The organism is Pseudoalteromonas sp. BZK2 (assembly GCF_014349195.1).
GTDB lineage: Bacteria > Pseudomonadota > Gammaproteobacteria > Enterobacterales > Alteromonadaceae > Pseudoalteromonas > Pseudoalteromonas simplex.
Genome location: NZ_JACSOG010000043.1, coordinates 11,822 through 31,264, shown reverse-complemented (window position 1 = coordinate 31,264; position 19,443 = coordinate 11,822). Strand labels below are relative to the sequence as shown.

Here is a 19,443-nt window from a genome sequence, read left to right as displayed (position 1 = left end):
TTATTATTTTGTATCAATATTTTTACACTTTCACTTTATTTGTTAACAATTAATAAACTTTAATTTTCTTATCCTACTGTTAATTATAGGGTTTTAGTTTAGAGTTAATACTTTATTTGTAAATTTTTTGTTTCATTTTCAATTTCATTCCAATCAATCTAGGCTGGTCACTAATCGGGAACAGTGCAGTCCGGTTACTAGGAAAATATTAAATACATAACAATCTAACGGAGCGTAAACGTGAATTTATCTAAAATCACACTAGCAACTCTTGCTGCTTTTGCTTTGACTCAAGCAACAAGTGCAGTAGCTGCGAACAAGAAATACCTAAACGAACAAACAGGGATTAACCAAGCTTTGCAAACCAATGCATCATCTGTATTGAGTGCAAATCCAAATCAGTTAGTTGGTTTAGGTGCAGGGAATGATTTAGTTGTATTAAAAGAAATCAAAACCAGTAACGGCAACACCACGCGCCGTTATCAGCAGATGTATCAAGGTCTACCTGTCATCGGCGATACGGTTAGCCTTACATTTGATGGTAATGGCCAATTAAAACGCGCACATGGTGCAGCAGTGTATGACATTGCCGCCGACATCGATTCAGTGTCTCCGGCACTTAACAAGAAAAAAGCAATGGCGAAGGGCCTTGCTAACTCACCCGCAGCAATTAAATCAGTTGGGTTAAAAAAGCATAATGAACAATCACGCTTAGCTATTTGGCTAGATGAAGACAGCGTTGCACACCTAGTGTATGAAGTATCTTATGTGACGTATGGTGATAACCCATCTCGTCCGTATCAAATTATTGATGCAAACAGCGGTGAAGTTTTATTTAGCTTCGATAACTTACAACATGCCAGTGCAACGGGCCCAGGCGGTAACTTAAAAACCGGTAAATACATTTACGGTACTGATTTTGATAGCCTAGATGTTACTCAGTCAGGCAGTACTTGTACGATGAATAACGCTAACGTAAGAACCATTAATTTAAATGGTGGTACAAGTGGTTCGTCAGCGTATTCGTTTACATGCCCAGAAAATACCTTTAAAGAAATAAACGGGGCATACTCGCCATTAAATGATGCACATTATTTTGGTAACGTTATTTTCAATATGTATAGCGACTGGTTAGGTACCGCGCCTTTAACCTTCCAGCTAAAAATGCGTGTTCATTATGGTAATAACTACGAAAATGCATTTTGGGATGGCAGTGCCATGACATTTGGTGATGGTCAAAATACGTTTTATCCACTGGTTAGCCTTGATGTATCGGCCCATGAAGTGAGCCATGGTTTTACCGAACAAAATTCAGGGCTTATTTATTCAGGTAAATCAGGTGGTTTGAACGAAGCTTTCTCTGATATGGCAGGTGAAGCAGCTGAGTTTTACATGAAAGGCTCAAATGACTGGTTAGTGGGTCAGGAAATCTTTAAAGGTAACGGTGCATTACGTTACATGAATAACCCCACCCAAGATGGCAGCTCGATTGACCATCAAAACAATTATTACTCTGGTATGGATGTGCACTACAGCTCAGGTGTATTCAACAAGGCATTTTATAACCTTGCAACAACACCAGGTTGGGATACGCAAAAGGCGTTTGTTGTGATGGCGCGCGCTAACCAACTTTACTGGACAGCCAGCACAAACTGGGATTTAGCAGGTAACGGCGTGATGGATGCAGCGTGTGATTTAAATTACGAACCAGCAGATGTTCAAGCTGCGCTTGCGGCGGTTGGTGTGACTTCGAGCTTGAGTGCGGGTAGTAGCTGTGGAACAACTGAGCCACCTCCGGGCGGTGATGAAGAACTAACCAATGGTGTGCCACGTACAGGGATCAGTGGTGCTGCTAAAGATCAAATGTTCTTTACCCTTGAAGTGCCAGCAGACGCAACGAACTTGCAATTCAATACAACTGGTGGAAGTGGTGATGCAGACCTTTACGTTATGTATGGCGCAAAACCAACACTGAGCAACTTTGATTGTAAAAGCACTTCATCTAGCAGTACAGAAAGCTGCGCTATTAGTAACGTACAAGCAGGTACTTACTACGTAATGGTTGAAGCGTGGAATCAAATTTCAGGTGTATCACTCACAGGTAGCTATGATTCGGGCAGCGGTGGTGGTGTAACGCCGATTAACCGCACTGAGTCTAACTTGAGTGTAGCAAGAAATGGCTGGACTCGTTTTACACAAGATCTAGATGCGGGTTATTCGTCACTGGATGTGACTATTTCTGGTGGCTCTGGTGATGCTGACTTGTATGTGAATTTTGGTTCGCAATCGACAACATCTAGCTATGACTGCCGTCCATATAAAAACGGCAATAGCGAAACCTGTACATTTACAAACCCTCAAGCGGGTACTTGGTATATCGACCTTCGCGGCTACAGCGCTGCAAGTGGTGTAACTCTCACCATTTCGGCTAACTAGCCACCCTTTTAGGGAGCTTCGGCTCCCTTTTTTATTTTCATTAAAATACACATCATAAAAGGATTGATTATGACAACCCGCCTAACACAGTGCTTAGTAGGCTTTGCAACACTGTCACTGAGCCAACTAAGTTATGCAGCGCAAGACGAAACAATTTGGGTCACTATTGATGCCCTTGCTGCTGAGCACTTTCAACAAGATACCGTGAGTAAACGTAAACTAAACAGCAATTTTGCGATGCAAAAATCGGTTTTGAATCAAGTTAATTTTATGCGCGTTAACAAGCAGGATATCGCTGGTTTAAGTGAGTTTATGCACGATAACTATCATCGCTGCGGTGGTTTTGTAGCCCATGACTCATTAGCAGATGCAGAGCTCTATACCCAGCAATTAAATGCGGTTTCGCAGACTGCGATGAATGCGAGCCTAGTAAACTACAGTATTGATAATGCCGCGACAGTTAATGCGCTAATATCATCGATTGATAGTAGTGAACTGAGCGATACGGTTAATAGCATGATGAACTTTCATAACCGATATTATGCCGTGCAAAGTGGTGTTGATGCAGCTGATTGGTTAAAGAGCCATTGGCAGCAAATAGCTAGTAGCCGCAGTGATATCAGTGTTGAGTATTTTAACCATAGTTTTTCGCAATCATCAGTTATTGTGACCATTCCTGGTGCAGAAAAAGCAGATGAAATTGTCGTTATTGGTGGCCATTTAGACTCAATCAATCAGTCTAATCCAAGTAATGGCCGAGCTCCTGGTGCAGATGATAATGCCTCGGGTATTGCAGTGCTCACACAAACCTTAAAAGCAATAGTGGAAAATAACTACCAACCTCAGCGGACCATACAAATTATGGGGTTTGCTGCTGAAGAAGTAGGTCTAAGGGGCTCAAAAGATATTGCTCAAAGTTATAAAACACAGGGTAAGAATGTTGTAGGCATGGTACAGTTTGATATGACTGGCAATAACGGCAGTAGCACAGATATTGTGATGATGACAGATTACACAAACTCATCGCAAAATCAGTATTTATCGCAGTTGCTCGATGCTTACCAGCCCGCAGTGAGCTATGGCTTTGATCAATGTGGTTATGGCTGCTCAGATCATGCCTCTTGGTATCAACAAGGGTTTGCCGCCTCAATGCCATTTGAATCAACAATGAGTGATATTAACCCATTGATCCACACATCAAATGATGCCCAATTTGATGCGGCTCACGCGAGTAAATTTGCAAAACTAGCAGTGAGTTATGTTGCTGAAATGGCAAAAAATGCCGGTGATGTAGTAACTGAGCCGACTAATCAGCTTGAAAATGGCGTAGCTAAAACAGGTTTGTCGGGCGCAGCAAAAGAGCAGTTATTCTTTACACTTGATGTACCCGCAATGAGCAGTAACCTTGAGTTTGTAACTGAGGGCGGCTCGGGCGATGCCGATTTATACGTTAAATTTGGCAGTAAACCAACATTACAAGACTTTGATTGTAAAAGCACAACCTCAACAAGTAATGAAAGTTGTGTGATGTCGTCAGTTCAAACTGGCACGTATCATGCCATGGTTGAAGCGTGGAATGAGATTTCGAATGTGTCACTCACGGGAAGTTATAGCACCTCAGGTGGCGGCGAAAACGTTGACCGAACTGAGACAAACATGAGTGTCGCTACCGGTAGTTGGCAGCGCTTTACTCAACAAATACCGGCAGGCCTTAGTAATTTAACGGTGACTATATCTGGCGGTAGTGGCGATGCAGATTTGTATGTTAACTATGGCTCAGCGTCAACAAGTTCAAATTATCTATGTCGGCCCTACAAAAATGGTAACGAAGAAAGTTGTCAATTTGATAACCCACAAAGTGGAACTTGGTACATAGATTTACAGGGTTACCGAGCTGCATCGGGCGTGACATTAACGATTCAAGGACAATGATTTAAACGCAATCATACTTTTAACCATGAGGAAGCCTTGCTTCCTCATTTAGTCTTGCCCTTGGCAAGTCAGTTACGTAAAATCTGCCCATCACTTTTAATCTATTGGCGAAGTTTATCAAACAACTTTTCAGTGCCACTGGCCCCCTTGCACTTTCTCTTGATGGATATACTCCTCGGCAGCCACAAATTGACATGGCTGTTGCAGTTGACGATGCCTTAAAAAAACGTCACCAATTAGTGGTTGAGGCGGGCACAGGCACGGGTAAAACCTATGCTTACTTAGCGCCTGCGTTAAAATCAAAAGGCAAAACCATTATCTCAACGGGTTCAAAAGCACTACAAGAGCAGTTGTTTCATCGTGATTTACCCAATTTAGTCAAAGCACTGAGCGCCACTAAAAAAGTCGCTCTTTTAAAAGGCCGCGCGAATTATTTGTGTACCTATCGCTTAAGCCAGCACGTTGCGCATGTGCCAACTGATGATCCAGATGTAATGCATCAACTTGCGATGGTGGCAAAGTTTGCAAGTGAAACCCGTTCGGGCGATTTAGCAGATTGTATAGGCATAGAAGAAGACGCCAAGGTACTGCCTTATGTTAGCTCAACGGCTGATAACTGTTTGGGTAAAGAGTGCCCCGATTTTCAAGATTGCTATATTCGTAAAGCCCGCTTAAATGCCATGGAAGCTGACGTGGTGGTGATCAACCATCATTTATTCTTTGCAGATATGGCTGTAAAAGACACAGGCTTTGCTGAATTAATGCCTACGGCAGACGCCTATATTTTTGATGAGGCTCATCAGCTCAGTGAAATTGCCAGTGACTATTTTGGTGAAAGTGTTAGTACCAAAAAGCTGGTGGATTTAATTAATGACTTACGAGCAATTTACCGTGCCGATATCTCTGATATGCTGCAATTAGGCAAAACCCTCAACAAGTTAGAAACTAGCGTGGCAGATTTACGCTTGCAGTTTGGGCTTGATGGTAGCCGTGGTGATTGGCGTGAAAAGCTGGCTGATAAAGAGATTTGTGCAGCACTGCACCGGGTCATTAGCGACCTCGACTTTTTATACCAAGTATTAAAGTTATGCTTAGACCGTAGCGAAAAAATAGAGCATCCGTTTGAGCGCACACTGGCCTTTAAAGGTCAGTTAGAGCGGGTATTTGATACCGCACAAACGGGCTATAGTTATTGGTACGAAACCACTCGCCGATACCTAACGGTAAACATTACACCGCTTAATGTATCGGCTAAATTCGCTCAGATGATGAAAGACACAGGAGCAGGTTTTGTATTTACATCGGCGACTTTATCGGTCGATAACGACTTAGCGCACTTTAACGCTAGCCTTGGCTTAAAGCCAACGCAAAGCATGATTGTTGAAAGTCCGTTTGATTATCAACAACAAGCATTACTTTGTTTGCCGCGCTACTTACCTGAATCTCATGCGAATAATATGCCCCATGCAATTATCAAGCTGACCCTTGAGTTGATTAAATCAGCTAAAGGTCGCTGCTTTGTGCTGTTTACTAGTTATCGTATGATGCACTTAGTGGCGGAAGGTTTAACCACACAAATGGATTATCCGGTTTATATGCAAGGGCAAATGTCTAAACGCATTATCCTTGAGAAGTTTACCCGTCACGGTAATGCCGTTTTACTCGGCACAGCCTCATTTTGGGAAGGCGTAGATGTTAGAGGCAGCACATTAAGTTGTGTTATCATTGATAAATTGCCGTTTGCCGCACCAGATGACCCATTGCTGCAAGCAAAAATGCAAGATTGCCAGTTACAAGGCAAAGACCCATTTGCGCATATTCAATTACCCCAAGCGGTCATTGCATTAAAGCAAGGGGTAGGGCGACTTATTCGCGATAGCAAAGATAAAGGTGTGTTGGTTATTTGTGATAACCGCCTAGTAACACGCCATTACGGCCAAGTATTTTTAAAAAGTTTGCCACCTATGCGCCGCACGCGCGATTTAGCAATGGCAAACGCGTTTTTAGAACAGATCAATTAGAGTAACTTAGATGATTAAACACAATATTCTTGCCTTAGATGCATCAACTGAAGCTTTATCGCTGGTGCTACATTATCAAGGGCAAACATTTCATCATTTTGAAGAGTGCCCACAGCAGCACAGCCAAAAGATTTTGCCTTTAATTGATGAGTTACTCGTAAAGGCGCAATGTAAACTAACCGACTTAGATGTGATTGGTTTTGGTCAAGGACCGGGTAGCTTTACGGGCGTGCGTATCAGTGTTGCGATTGCACAAGGTTTAGCTTATGCCGCACGCTTACCTTTGGTTGGCGTATCAACATTGCAGATGATGGCACAACAAGCGTTTGAGCAAGACCAAGCCAGCGATGTGTTTTCTGCTATTGATGCACGTATGGGTGAGATTTATTACGCTCATTATAAAGCTGATAATAATGGCCTGATGACGCTTGTTGATGAAGAGCAAGTCATTAAACCTGAGTTGCTAACGCTACCTGAAATGGCTGCAACAGCGGTGGGTACAGGTTGGCAGACTTATCCTGCACTAGTTACAGAACTTGCAAATGTAAGTTTAAATGAAGCCATTTTACTGCCTGATGCAAAGTACATGCTGGCCTCGATTGCAACTGCTTATGCTCACGGTGATACAGTGACTGCAGCCAATGCGCAGCCTAAATATGTGCGTGATACAGTGACTTGGAAAAAGCTACCAGGCCGAGAGTAACTGAAAGAATAACGGGACTTGCGTGCCCGTCAGTTATGGCACATAATTTAGTCATGTTTGATGTGGAATTACGAGTTTGACTTTACCTATTGGCTCAGGCTTTTATACCGGTGACATTCCCGGTCAATATAGCCGTAAAAATACCATTACTGATAAGCCTAAAGCGATATCAGACCAAACGGCTGAGCAAAAATCGTCAACAGAGTATGTTAAATCAAGTCCTCAAGCTGTTGCTATTGCCGATGAATTTAAAGCTGGGTCGCAAAGCTATCAGCAAACAATTTATGATAAACCAAGCAACCCAAAAACCAGTCGCGCGATTTCAACCTATACGGAATTTGCTAACTTAGAGCGCCGCGCCGAAGTGCAAAACCTTATTGGCGTTGATGTATATGCATAGCTAACTGGTATGATTAATAAAAGCTAAAACTGAATTCACAAAAAAGCCTAAACAAAATGTTTAGGCTTTTTTATGATTGAACAGTATTTCTAAGCAATAAAATTACTGCTTAATAAAATCTATCAGCTTGTCGGCAATCGCAGTATTGTTTTGCGAACCGTAGAAATCTTCTGCACGTTTACCATAGGCAAATACTTGTACATCAATAGCGGTGTGGCCACCAGTAGTCCACCCCGTGAAGCTGGCATGATTGATGATATCTTTTACAGCAAGTAGCAGTGCTTTATCGCCCATTTTCTTAGCTTCGCTTAGCTTGATGCTGTTTGCATCAGTAAATTCGATATCAGAATACTTTTGCCATACTGCTTTTAAGTCATCGTTTTCAAGTAGATCTTTTGTGATAGTGCCGGCAGTTGCTTTAACACCTTTAACAACGTCAGTTTCCCACTTATATTGACCATGCGCGCCCAGTGTTAAGCCACCTGTTGAGTGATCGGCAGTGATAACAAGTAGGGTATCTGGGTTTTTATCTACATACGCTTTTGCTTGCTCAATCGATTTAGCAAAGTCGTCCATTTCGCCCATTGCACATGCAATGTCGTTTGCATGACCACACCAGTCAATTTGGCTACCTTCGATCATCACAAAGAAACCTTTGTCGTTTTGACCATCAAGTAAATCAAGCGCTTTAGTCGTCATTTGCGTAAGGCGTGTTGGATTTTCGTCAAGGGCAAACGGTAAACCTACTTCAGCGAATAAACCAAGTGCAGGAACCTGTTTTAAGTCATTCATAGCTGTAAAGTCATCGCTGTACTGATAGCCAGCTGCTTTGAATTCTTCCACTAGATTACGGTCTTCTCGAACGTAATATTTCGTGCCGCCACCTAACATTAAATCAACCGGTAATTTACCCGCGATTTTGTTATCGATATAGTCGTTAGCAATCTCGTCGTAGTTACGGCGTGATTCGTTATGTGAAGCAAAGCTTGCTGGTGTAGCGTGGTTGATTTGCGAAGTAGCTACGAGTGCTGTTGTCATACCGCGCTCTTTGGCAACTTCAAGCATAGTTTTTACAGGTTTTTTATCAGTATCAACGGCAATTGCGCCATTATAACTTTTATGACCACTGCTTAGCGCTGTTGCACCTGCAGCGCTATCTGTTACATAGGTATGATCGTCAGGGTAGGTATGTGCCATACCACGCAAAATAGTATCGAAAACAGTTGGGTCAACAACTTTAGTATTTGGATCATCTTTAAAGTAACGATATGCAGTTGTGTACGCCGGGCCCATACCATCACCAATCATATAAATGATGTTTTTTGGTGCTGATTCAGCCATTACTGAGCCTGCTGAGCATAATAATGCTAAAAGACTTAATTTTAATTTCATTGATGTAACCTTATTATTGTGCCCTTATTTATACTGCGAGGATTATTGTATACTAGCCAGACGATAAATAAACGCCTTTAAGTTGAAACGCTTAATAAATAGGAGCAATTGTGCAACCTTTTTCTTTTCAAACTGGCACTCAGGCAATGCATGGCCTAACCTTTGGTCATGGCGAAGAGGTTGTGATTGCCTTACATGGTTGGCTTGATAACGCACATAGTTACATACCTATGTTACAAAATGCGCAGCTAAATCAGCGTTGGTATTGCCTTGATTTTCCTGGCCATGGTTTATCTGATTGGCGAAGTAGTGACGCCCATTATTACTTTATTGACTACATTGATGACGTCTATAAGTTTATTGAGTCGCTTGATGTAACGAAAGTGCATTTAGTTGGCCATTCTATGGGCGCCATGGTGGCTGGCGTTTTTGCGAGCTGCTTCCCTGAAAAGGTAGCATCGGTAAACTTTATTGAGGGAATTGGCTGCGTTACAACCAACAGCAATGAAGTGAGCGGCCAACTTCGTAAAGCAATATTAAATAGAGCGCGGGTAAACAGCAAAGGCCCTCGCGCATTTGACTCAAAAGCGCACATTATTAGTGCAAGGCTTGCAAGTGGTGACCTTGAATACCCACAAGCTGAGTTATTAATGACACGAAATAGCTACGAAAAAGCAGGTAAGTGGTACTTAACAACCGATCCAAAGCTTAAAAATCACTCAGGATTTCGCTTTGATGAAGCACAATGTATTGCAACCATTAAACAAATTAACGCGCCATGTCAGCTTATTTTAGGCGATGAGGGGTTTCCTTTTGTAAAGCAAAACTTAGAAGTATATGGTAAATATTACAAAGAGTTAAAAATTCATAAGATACCTGGTGGTCACCATTGCCATATGCAATTTCCTGCATTAACCTTAGAACACGTTCATGCATTTATTGGGCAGTATAAAGCAAGTTAATTGTATAATTGCACCAAATGTGGGATTATCTGCACCATTAGAGTATTTACTCCATTGAGAAACGGCCTTAGTTAGCTTAAGGTTATTAAAAAATATAATTATAAACAGGAGCTAAGAGTGGAAAAAATCTGGCTTAAACGCTACCCAGAAGGTATGCCTGAAACAATCGACCCTGAGCATTATCACTCGCTACTCGACTTGTTTGAAAAAAGTTTTGCTGACTTTAGTGACCTTCCAGCTTTTACCAACATGGGTAAAGAGTTGACCTATCGTGAGTTAGACAGTGCTACAAAACGTGTTGCGTCGTACATTCAAAATGATCTTGGTCTTAAAAAAGGCGATAAAGTAGCGGTTATGATGCCGAACTTACTACAAACGCCTGTGACTATCTTAGGTATTCTTCGTGCAGGCTGTGTAGTGGTGAATGTAAACCCACTTTATACCGTGCGTGAATTAGAGCATCAGTTAAATGACTCAGAGTCTTCAGCAATTTTTATTCTTGCAAACTTTGCCGATACTCTAGAGAAAGCATTACCAAAAACTAACGTCAAGCACATCGTGGTTACTCAAGTGGGTGACATGGTCGGCGGCCTTAAAAAGCACATCGTTAATTTTGTGGTGAAGCACGTTAAGAAAATGGTGCCTAGCTACTCATTGCCAAATGTGATCAAATTTGCAGATGCGCTTGCTGGTGATGAAGCGGGTTACAAAAAACCTGAAGTTGATTTAAACGACTTAGCATTTTTGCAATACACAGGCGGTACAACGGGTGTATCTAAAGGCGCAATGCTATCGCATGGCAACATGGTTGGTAACCTTGAGCAAGTATCAGGTTGTCTAGACAAAGTATTAGAGCGCGGAAAAGAAGTGGTTATCACAGCACTGCCGCTTTATCACATCTTTGCACTGACAGCGAACTGCCTAACATTTATGAAATACGGTGGTTTAAACGTACTTATCACAAACCCTCGTGATATGCCGGGCTTTGTTAAAGAGCTAGCACAGCACAAATTTACAGCGGTAACGGGTGTAAATACGCTATTTAACGGTTTACTAAATACCCCAGGTTTTGCTGAACTTGATTTCTCAAGCTTAAAAATGTCACTTGGTGGTGGTATGGCGGTACAGCGTCCAGTTGCTGAAAAATGGCAAGCTGTAACGAAGACCAAATTAATGGAAGGTTATGGCTTAACTGAATGTGCGCCACTTGTAACTGTTAGCCCTTACGACCTTGAAGGTTATAACGGTTCAATCGGTTTACCTGCTCCTAGCACTGATATTAAGCTTATGCTTGAAAATGGTGAAGAAGCTGCGAAAGGTGAGCCGGGCGAGCTTTGGGTTAAAGGCCCACAAGTTATGCAAGGTTATTATAACCGCCCAGATGCAACAGCAGAATGCTTAAAAGATGGCTGGTTTGCAACAGGTGACATTGCTACTTACGATGATGAAGGCTTCTTCTACATTGTTGATCGTAAGAAAGACATGATTATCGTATCTGGTTTCAACGTGTTCCCAAATGAGATCGAAGAAGTCGTCGCTATGCACGATGGCGTGCTTGAAGTAGCAGCTATCGGTATTCCTCACGAGGTCAGTGGCGAACAAGTTAAAGTTTTTGTTGTGAAAAAAGATCAATCTTTAACTGAAAAAGATATAATAAAGCACTGTCGTGATAATTTAACGAACTATAAGGTGCCTAAACTCGTTGAGTTTAGAGATGAACTACCAAAAACAAACGTTGGTAAGATTCTAAGAAGAGCCTTAAAGGACGAAGAAAAATAATTAAAGCCGGCATTAGCCGGCTTTTTTATGGTAAAGAAAGGGGTATAAGTGCAATATCAACTGATCGAAACGCAAAATCAATTAAATGATTTTGTAGAAAAAATTACAGGTAAACCGGTTCTGGCAATTGATACCGAGTTTATGCGTCGTCGTACGCTTTACCCTGAAGTTGCACTTATTCAAGTATACGATGGTGAGCACTTAGCGTTAATCGACCCTCTGGCTGAGCTGTCGCTTTTTGATTTTTGGCAAGTACTTAAAAACCCTGAGGTGTTAAAGGTACTACATTCACCGTCAGAAGATATTGAAGTGTTTCAAAAATACGCTGGATTTGTACCAACACCACTGTTTGATACCCAGTTTGCACTACAAATACTAGGCCATGGTAACTGCATGGGCTTTGCGCACATGGTTAAAGAGTTACTTGATATCGAAATTGATAAAAGTGAATCGCGTACTAATTGGTTACAGCGCCCGCTCACTGAAAAGCAGCTAGATTATGCCGCTGCCGATACGTATCACTTATTGCCTTGTTTTGAAATTATTAAAAAACAAATTGATGAAGCTGGCTTTTTTGACATTGTTATCAGCGAAAGCGAGTTAGTCGCGCAAAAACGTGCTTACCAAACGCCCGCAGAGCAGCTCTACAAAGACATTAAAAATGCATGGCAATTACGACCGCACGACTTAGCGGTATTACGCGAGCTTGCTGCATGGCGCCGTGAAAAGGCTGAGCGCAAAAACCTCGCGCTTAACTTTGTGGTTAAAGAGCACAACATGGTTGAAATTGCTAAGCGCAAGCCTGCAAGTTTAAATGCGTTACGCAGAGTGCCAGGTGTTGAGCCAATGGAAGTTAACCGTTCGGGCGTTGAAATTTTAAAATGTATTGAACGTGGTAAAGCCGTTCCTGCAAGCGAACAACCTGCACAATTAAAACGATTAATTGATTTTCCGGCATATAAAAAAGCCGCGAAAGATATTAAACAAAAAATCACTAAAGCTGCAAAAGAGCGGGGCATTCCTGAAGATGTATTGGCCTCTAAAAAACAGATTAACCAGCTGATCAGCTGGAATTGGAAGCTCGATGCCGATGAACGTAAAGCAGCATCAAAGCCAGATCTATTCAACTCATGGCGCTATGAGTATGTGAAAGACGTACTTAAAGAGTGGCAAAACTAATAAAGCCCTTTATTGCTATTTACTTATCATTATAGGCCCTGAAACTTGCTGCGTTTATGAGTTACCTGTAACCAATGCAGCAAGTTATAATCATACCGTTTTAATCTTTGTAGTTGTCTAGACGTTAAACTATAAAAAGGGGCAAAAATAAAAAACTTTTCACCTATAATAATTACACAATTAAACCCAAACTTAGAATATTGTTTAATCAACTTCGTTTTAGTTGCTTCTATATGCGCGTTGCCAAAAGGCGAGCTATAAAATACTCCGTGGCGACAGATTGTGAGTTCACTTTTACTACTAAGTATTAATAATGTTAGAACTAACGAAATTAACATGAATAGTATAAGAAGCGGCTCATATAAAAAGTGCTTCTGTGAAAGGGTTTTTAAAAGGTATACAAAAACAGCCTCAAGGGTAGCTAACATCAACCATATGCTTTTTTCAGAAGTCTTTCTTAAATTCAATACTTTCATTCTCAGTCCTTGAGAGGCTTTTTTAATATAATACTTCGCAACTTAGATAAAACAATCTGCCGAAAAAATGAAAGTAAACGCTGTACTTAATATTTTATTATTAATTTTGTATTGTAATGCTTGTTTATCTTTTTGAATTGAAATGACTATTTAAAATAGAAAAACTTTATGGGAGTCTATTTTTGGTTAGCAAAAAAAAGAACGTTATCTATCTAATTTTAATCAAAGTATACTGCTTATTTTTTATTTTATTTATCAAATTGTTCGTAATTATCTGAATTTTAGATGTTCGCTTGGTAAACTTCTTTTGGCTAGAAATTAGTTAATGACTCTGCTACAAATAATATATTCAGTAATCGCGCCAAGCTAACAATCATTCAAACTTCAGTGTTAAAAAATAAAAAGGTTAGGTTATGGAAAACGATAATAAAATAGAGCAATTCGCTCAGGATTTAATTGGAATCAAGCGTCAAATCAAGGCTCTACTTTATCAAGAGAAATTACTTAAAGATCAAATTAAACCCCTTTTACAAGAACATGGTGCAGTAAATTTTGATTATGGAAAGGTGTACTATGGTGAGTCAAAAGGTTCTTCAACATTTAGTCGATCAGAAGTATTGTCATATATTCGTGATAACTACGGTGATGCTTTAGCTGATCAAATTGATGAAGATTGCACTAAGGTTGGAGAACCTAGGCAAGTTGTGTACATAAAGCTTATTGATCCATAACAAACTAGCGTTCTATAGGCAATAGCTCCTGGCAAGATGAACCCTAATATAGAGCTGTGAGTGAACGACTATTTATATTAAAGCCAAGCCATGAGCTCACGTGTTTAAAGCGAGCTCATTCCTAAAATAACCCTACAAACCAAGTAAAATCTTATCTAAATTTTGTTTTGATTTAGCAACGCTTTGCAGTGGGGTTAACCCGCTTGGGTATTCTTCTTGTTCAAGCACTAACCATTTGGTGTTGCCGTGCGACTCTAAAGTATCGATGATGGCAGGCCAATCAATGTCGTTTTCGCCGATAATAGGGCTCAAGTTGCTCCCCTCAATCGTACGTACTTTAATGTGCGTAGCAAGCGTGCGGTTAGGGTACTTTTTAATAAAGTAGATTGGATCTTTAGCAGCGTAATTGACCCAGCCAATATCTAACTGCAATGGCATGGTCTTGGGGGTATTACTGGCAATGTAATCCCAAAACGTTGCGTTATTAAATGCATTAAACTCTTTATTATGATTGTGAAAACCGATCTTCATATCAAAGCGGGTCGCATAATCACTGACTTTAGTAAGCTCTTTAACCAGAGACTTAACTCCCTCAGGGTGCCATGCTCTTTCATCCCAAGGTACATATAGTGTAGTAACGCCAAGGGTCTTGTAAAACAGCAGGGTGCTATCAATTGTGTTTTCACTGAGTGCATCAAAGCCGATATGGGCGCTACTGGCAACTAAGCCTAATTCACTGAGCTTTGCTTTTAAGGCTGCTGGGTTATGTGAGTATGGGCCAAAGTCTCCGGCAAACTCCACACCGGCAAACCCCATTTCGGCAAGAGACTTAAGCGTACCATGAAAGTCATTTTTTAAGGTGTCTTTGACTGACCATAGCTGCACACTCACGGGCAGTTTTGCGAATAATTGACCACTAAATACAAGGCTAATAATGAGCAATAAAATGCGGGTTTTAAACATACTTCAATCCTAAAAAAGCAGGGGGCTGCCCCCCTGCACAGTGTTACAAATAACACAAGGGGGAAAGTTAATCGATATAGGCGTACTCGCTTAAACCAAGCTCAGCTAAAACCTGATCTAAATGGGCTTTTGCTTCATCAGAAGGGCCAGGATAATCGCCTGCAATAGGCACATTACCAAGGTAACCTATGTCTTTACAGCCTTCAGGTGTACAGAAAAAGGCAGCAAGCACTAACTCTTTAAAGCGTAAAAAAGCTTTACCAATACGTTGAAATTGAGCAGGTGTTTGCTCGTTTAAAAACGCAATATCATCTAAAATCGCGCGATGTTGCTTTTCGTTAAGTGCAACAAATTGCTTTTTAAAACGAAGCTGTGCTTCATCGTTAAGCCACGCTAATGAATTTAAAATTTTAATTCTATCGCGTTGTTGACCTTCATAAGGCGCGCTCACCCACTCATTAATAACAGCCGGTACTTGTAGCTCACTGGCTGAAGGAATAGCACCTTCGCGCGGCACAATGTAATCAGCTAAAACCGCTACTAACGTGAGTTCGTCTGATGTTAAGGTCAGTGGCCAAGGTGATTCTGGTGGCATAACCAAATTAGGATCTTGACCATAGCCTTTAGCGGTTACAGGCTTGATATCTAAATCAGGCCAATGCTCTTTTGCAGAGACAGCAACGTCATCTTCAAGTGCTTTTGTGCAACCTGCAGTTAAACTAACCGCCGAGCCCGCAGCTAATAGACCAAGCCATTTTAAAGACTCACGGCGGCTCATGTTAGAAACATAGTTATATGAGTCGTGTTCGTTACGATGATGCATAATTAAAGTACCCCGTTATCAATTTGTTGAGCAAGCCAAGTTGAATTACGCATTGCCAGTGTCATGATGGTGAGCGTACAATTTTTATGAGGGTTTGAAGCAAATACCCCCGCATCCATTACAAATAGGTTATTACAATCCCATGTTTGGCCCCATTGATTGGTGACTGAGTCTTTCTTTGAGCTGCCCATTCGTGTGGTGCCCACTTCGTGAATGATTTCGCCACCTTTTGAAATTGCTTTTTCAGCAGGCGGGAGTTCGCCAACAGTCGCACCCATGTTTTCGAGGATTTGCTTCGCGGTTTTTAAACCATGTTCGATTTGCTTTAATTCTCTGTCAGACCACTTAAAGTGGAACTTTGATACCGGAATACCCCATTTGTCTTTAACGTTTTCGTCAATTTCCATGTAGGTATCTTTGTTCGGTAACATCTCGCCACGCAGAGCAAAGCCAACGTAAGAGCCATATGCATCACGAACTTGCTGTTTAAGAGCTGGGCCATAGCCTTGTTTATCACCTGACACACCCGAACCCGGCTGGCCAAAGCCACTGCCAATTTCAAAGTGATAACCACGTGGGAAGTCTAATTCATTGTTAGCTTGTGCTTGATGGCCCCACCAAGGAATAAATAAGTGATTAGCGGTATGTCCATCTTCGTTATAACGTGGGCGACCTTTAAGTGCTGGAATTTGCGCACCTAACCATGCACCCGTCGAATCCATCAAGTTTCGACCTACTTGACCACTTGAATTGGCAAGGCCTTTAGGGTGCTTTTTATTCTTTGAATTTAATAAAATACGCGCTGATTCACAGGCGCTGGCGGCTAAGATAACCACATCGGCATCAATAGCATGTTCGGTTACAGTGTGTTTATCAACATAGGTGACGCCAGTGACTTTACCTTGCTCATCAACTTTGACTGATTTAACCATGGCATCGGTAATGACTTTTAAGTTACCAGTGGCTTTTGCCATAGGTAATAGCGATGTCGTAGTTTGAAAAGCAGCACCAATTGAACAACCAGAGCCACAAGGTGTTGCATAAAAACACGCCATGCGATCATCTTTAGGGCGAGTTAATACCGCGCGATGCATAGGCACTGCTTGAATGCCCATTTTCTTTGCCGAAGCGGCAATTAAAAGCTCAGGAACACGCGGCTTTGGTGGCGGCTGTAAAATACCCGGTGACGAATCTGGCATATCTTCATGGCCTGTATTGGTGCCACATACACCCACAAGTTCTTCAGTTTTATCGTACCAAGGTGCTAAATCAGCGTACTCAAATGGCCAGTCGGCACCGTGACCATCTCGGCTTTTGCCTTTAAAATCGTGCTCACTAAAGCGTAATGAATAGCGGCCCCAGTGATTTGTTCGACCACCTAACATACGTGCGCGCCACCAATAGAAGTCGCTTCCTTTAGCGCTGGTGTATGGCTCATCAGGCACTTGCCAGCCGCCATCAACGGTTGCATCGTAAAAGCCAAAGTTTTTGTCTTTGTTACCTGCCCCCATAAGTGGAGCCTCACTGTTACGACGAAACATCGGGCTTTCTGTTTTCGGGTCATAATTACGGCCCGCTTCAAGTAATAATACTTTGTGGCCAAGTTTGGTTAGCGTATAAGCGGCCATTGCACCGCCAGCACCCGAGCCAACAACTAATACCTTATGTTTAAAATCAGACATCTTATAGCTCCTTGATTTTTATATTTTTAAACCACACTTTGTCACCATGGTCTTGAAGCCCGATATGACCTTGTTCAGCCGTTGCAAAGTTTTTCCAAGTTGCAAACTTACTGCCTTTTACAAGGGTGTTCCATGTTGTGCTACCAATTACAATGCTGGTGGTGCTAATACCGTTTTGCCAAACTTGTAAGTGGTTGTCTTGCATTTTAATGCGTACATGGTTCCAGCTATTTGCTGGTTTGTGAGCCGCAACTGGGGCTGCAAATAAATCGTAAATTGACCCCGCTAAGTGCGAGTCAATTTCGGTATCTGGGTGTTCTTCGTTATCGATAATTTGAATTTCAGGCGCATGAGAGTAAATCATCTGTCCGGTTTCATCTGCTAATACAAAAATACCGCTATTGCCTTTGGTAGAGATTTTCCAATCGATCTGTAATTCAAAGTTTTGGTACTGCTTTTTAGTAAGCAGGTCGCCACCACCTTTGGTTAATGTCATAGCGCCATCTTCAACGACCCATGCAGGATTTAAAGATTCGCTTTTAAAATTACGCCATTGCGACATATCTTTGCCGTCAAACAACAACTGCCAGCCAGCTTGCTTTTCTTGTTGTGTAAGCTGATTGTCAGCCGCATTAGCGAGTGCACAGCTACTAACGGTGAGCATTAAAGTCAGTGCTTTAAGAGATTTAAACATTGTGTGTTCCTCGACGATTTACTTGCTTAAGACGCACATTTTTCGGTGCGTTTGTTGTTATTAATTACCAAATGCAACCCAATGAATGCGACGATTAAAATAATTGGGAAGATCAGTAGGTTTTGTAATACAGCCTGTCCGGCTAAAATTTCAATTTGTTCAGCGCTTGCGCCACTTGCCTGTGCCGATGAGCGTGCCGTATCTATCCAGCTACCAATTACAGGGTTCCAGATGCTCATAGCAAACATGCCTGCACCGCCCATTAACGACATACCCAGCGCCCCTGACTTTGGAATGTATTCAGCAACGCAGCCAAGCATGGTCGGCCAAAAGTAGGTAACCCCAAGAGCAAATAATATCGCTGCTAAATAAATCATGCTGCCCTCGGCTTGGCTCATCATAAAGATACCTAAGCTTGCACAAATGGCAGAGCCAAGTAATACACCGGTAGGGTTGAGCTTATGCACTATAGGGCCTGCAAAGAAGCGACCAACCGCCATTAGGCCAGTGATCAAGGCTAATACCACCATAGGAGAGGCACCCGATGAACCTAAAATACGCTCAATCCATTGTTGTGTGCCAAATTCAGTGGTTGCGGTAAACGTCATACAAGCAATTAAAAAGATGTATAACGGCGTAAATAAGTGGCGAATATTGCTGCTGGTAGAGTGAGAGCGTGTATCAAAGCGTGGGAATTGTGCTTTGATCAGCATAGCGCCATAGATAACCGTAGGAACTAAAATTAACGCTACTTGCCATTGCCAGTTTAAACCCGCTCCCGACATAAAGTTCGACGCAAGTGCGCCAATCACAATGCCACCTGGGAACCAAACATGAAAACGGTTTAGCATAGTGGTGGTGTTTTTAGGGTACATTTCTGCAATCAGCGGGTTACAGCCAGCTTCAACAGCGCCGTTGGCAAAACCAATTAAAAAGGTAGAAATCAGTAAGCCCCAAAAACCATCAGCTGTTATGGTCAAAACAAGGCCAAGTAAATGACAGATAAAGGCTAACGCCACTAATTTCTTAGCGCCAATGGCATTATAAATAATACCGCCGACCATAGTCGCAACCGGAAAGCCTAAAAATGCCATGGCATTAACCCAACCTAATTCGGTGTCGGTTAAGCCAAACTCACTGCCAAGTTGACCCAAAATACCAGCACGAATGGCAAAGGTCATAGAGGTCACAATCAGTGCTATACAGCAAAGCCGAAAGACAATGCGGTTATAATTATTGTTGTCCATATTGTGTGTCCTGTGTGTTCTAT

General features: G+C 41.8%; 15 protein-coding genes. 9 read left to right on the top strand and 6 right to left on the bottom strand.

The window, feature by feature from the left end; all coding sequences use genetic code 11:
• Positions 1 to 240 precede the first annotated feature (240 nt).
• The 5 genes from BIZ38_RS19170 (at position 241) to BIZ38_RS19150 (ending at position 7,492) form a co-directional block, all read left to right on the top strand.
• Positions 241 to 2,436, top strand: coding sequence for a M4 family metallopeptidase (locus tag BIZ38_RS19170; RefSeq protein WP_138616634.1), 2,196 nt, complete (start codon positions 241 to 243; stop codon positions 2,434 to 2,436).
• Between the two features lie 69 nt (positions 2,437 to 2,505).
• Positions 2,506 to 4,368 (top strand): M28 family metallopeptidase, encoded by a 1,863-nt coding sequence (locus BIZ38_RS19165; protein WP_187491032.1) that lies wholly within the window; start codon positions 2,506 to 2,508, stop codon positions 4,366 to 4,368.
• 104 nt (positions 4,369 to 4,472) lie between these two features.
• Complete coding sequence (locus BIZ38_RS19160; protein WP_187491031.1) at positions 4,473 to 6,389, top strand: ATP-dependent DNA helicase; 1,917 nt, start codon at positions 4,473 to 4,475, stop codon at positions 6,387 to 6,389.
• 10 nt (positions 6,390 to 6,399) lie between these two features.
• Positions 6,400 to 7,092 carry a tRNA (adenosine(37)-N6)-threonylcarbamoyltransferase complex dimerization subunit type 1 TsaB gene (gene tsaB, locus BIZ38_RS19155; protein WP_187491030.1) on the top strand — a complete coding sequence of 231 codons (693 nt, stop codon included), beginning with the start codon at positions 6,400 to 6,402 and terminating at the stop codon, positions 7,090 to 7,092.
• A 76-nt stretch (positions 7,093 to 7,168) separates the two neighbouring features.
• The gene (locus BIZ38_RS19150; RefSeq protein WP_187491029.1) at positions 7,169 to 7,492 is read left to right on the top strand and encodes a hypothetical protein; all 324 of its coding nucleotides are present in this window, start codon (positions 7,169 to 7,171) and stop codon (positions 7,490 to 7,492) included.
• Between the two features lie 102 nt (positions 7,493 to 7,594).
• On the opposite strand, the gene BIZ38_RS19145 is transcribed toward BIZ38_RS19150, so the two are convergent.
• On the bottom strand, positions 7,595 to 8,884 hold the full coding sequence (locus BIZ38_RS19145; RefSeq protein ID WP_187491028.1) for an alkaline phosphatase: 1,290 nt from the start codon (positions 8,882 to 8,884) through the stop codon (positions 7,595 to 7,597).
• Between the two features lie 110 nt (positions 8,885 to 8,994).
• Here BIZ38_RS19145 and BIZ38_RS19140 point away from each other — a divergent pair, with 110 nt between their 5' ends.
• From BIZ38_RS19140 to BIZ38_RS19125, 4 genes are all read left to right on the top strand, one after another.
• Positions 8,995 to 9,846, top strand: coding sequence for an alpha/beta fold hydrolase (locus BIZ38_RS19140; RefSeq protein ID WP_187491027.1), 852 nt, complete (start codon positions 8,995 to 8,997; stop codon positions 9,844 to 9,846).
• 117 nt (positions 9,847 to 9,963) lie between these two features.
• Positions 9,964 to 11,625, top strand: coding sequence for a long-chain-fatty-acid--CoA ligase FadD (fadD, locus tag BIZ38_RS19135; RefSeq protein ID WP_054552030.1), 1,662 nt, complete (start codon positions 9,964 to 9,966; stop codon positions 11,623 to 11,625).
• A gap of 48 nt (positions 11,626 to 11,673) precedes the next feature.
• Entirely contained in the window at positions 11,674 to 12,804 is a 1,131-nt protein-coding gene (gene rnd / locus BIZ38_RS19130; protein WP_187491026.1) for a ribonuclease D, read from the top strand.
• A gap of 889 nt (positions 12,805 to 13,693) precedes the next feature.
• The gene (locus BIZ38_RS19125; RefSeq protein WP_138600778.1) at positions 13,694 to 14,011 is read left to right on the top strand and encodes a hypothetical protein; all 318 of its coding nucleotides are present in this window, start codon (positions 13,694 to 13,696) and stop codon (positions 14,009 to 14,011) included.
• 132 nt (positions 14,012 to 14,143) lie between these two features.
• Here the strand turns inward: BIZ38_RS19125 and BIZ38_RS19120 are convergent, their stop codons facing one another.
• The 5 genes from BIZ38_RS19120 to BIZ38_RS19100 form a co-directional block, all read right to left on the bottom strand.
• On the bottom strand, positions 14,144 to 14,974 hold the full coding sequence (locus BIZ38_RS19120) for a sugar phosphate isomerase/epimerase family protein (protein WP_187491025.1): 831 nt from the start codon (positions 14,972 to 14,974) through the stop codon (positions 14,144 to 14,146).
• Positions 14,975 to 15,041: 67 nt separating this feature from the next.
• Entirely contained in the window at positions 15,042 to 15,797 is a 756-nt protein-coding gene (locus BIZ38_RS19115) for a gluconate 2-dehydrogenase subunit 3 family protein (RefSeq protein ID WP_187491024.1), read from the bottom strand.
• 2 nt (positions 15,798 to 15,799) lie between these two features.
• On the bottom strand, positions 15,800 to 17,479 hold the full coding sequence (locus BIZ38_RS19110; protein ID WP_187491023.1) for a GMC family oxidoreductase: 1,680 nt from the start codon (positions 17,477 to 17,479) through the stop codon (positions 15,800 to 15,802).
• Position 17,480: 1 nt separating this feature from the next.
• Positions 17,481 to 18,173 carry a DUF1080 domain-containing protein gene (locus BIZ38_RS19105; RefSeq protein WP_054552038.1) on the bottom strand — a complete coding sequence of 231 codons (693 nt, stop codon included), beginning with the start codon at positions 18,171 to 18,173 and terminating at the stop codon, positions 17,481 to 17,483.
• 26 nt (positions 18,174 to 18,199) lie between these two features.
• On the bottom strand, positions 18,200 to 19,420 hold the full coding sequence (locus BIZ38_RS19100) for an MFS transporter (RefSeq protein ID WP_187491022.1): 1,221 nt from the start codon (positions 19,418 to 19,420) through the stop codon (positions 18,200 to 18,202).
• Positions 19,421 to 19,443: the final 23 nt, after the last annotated feature.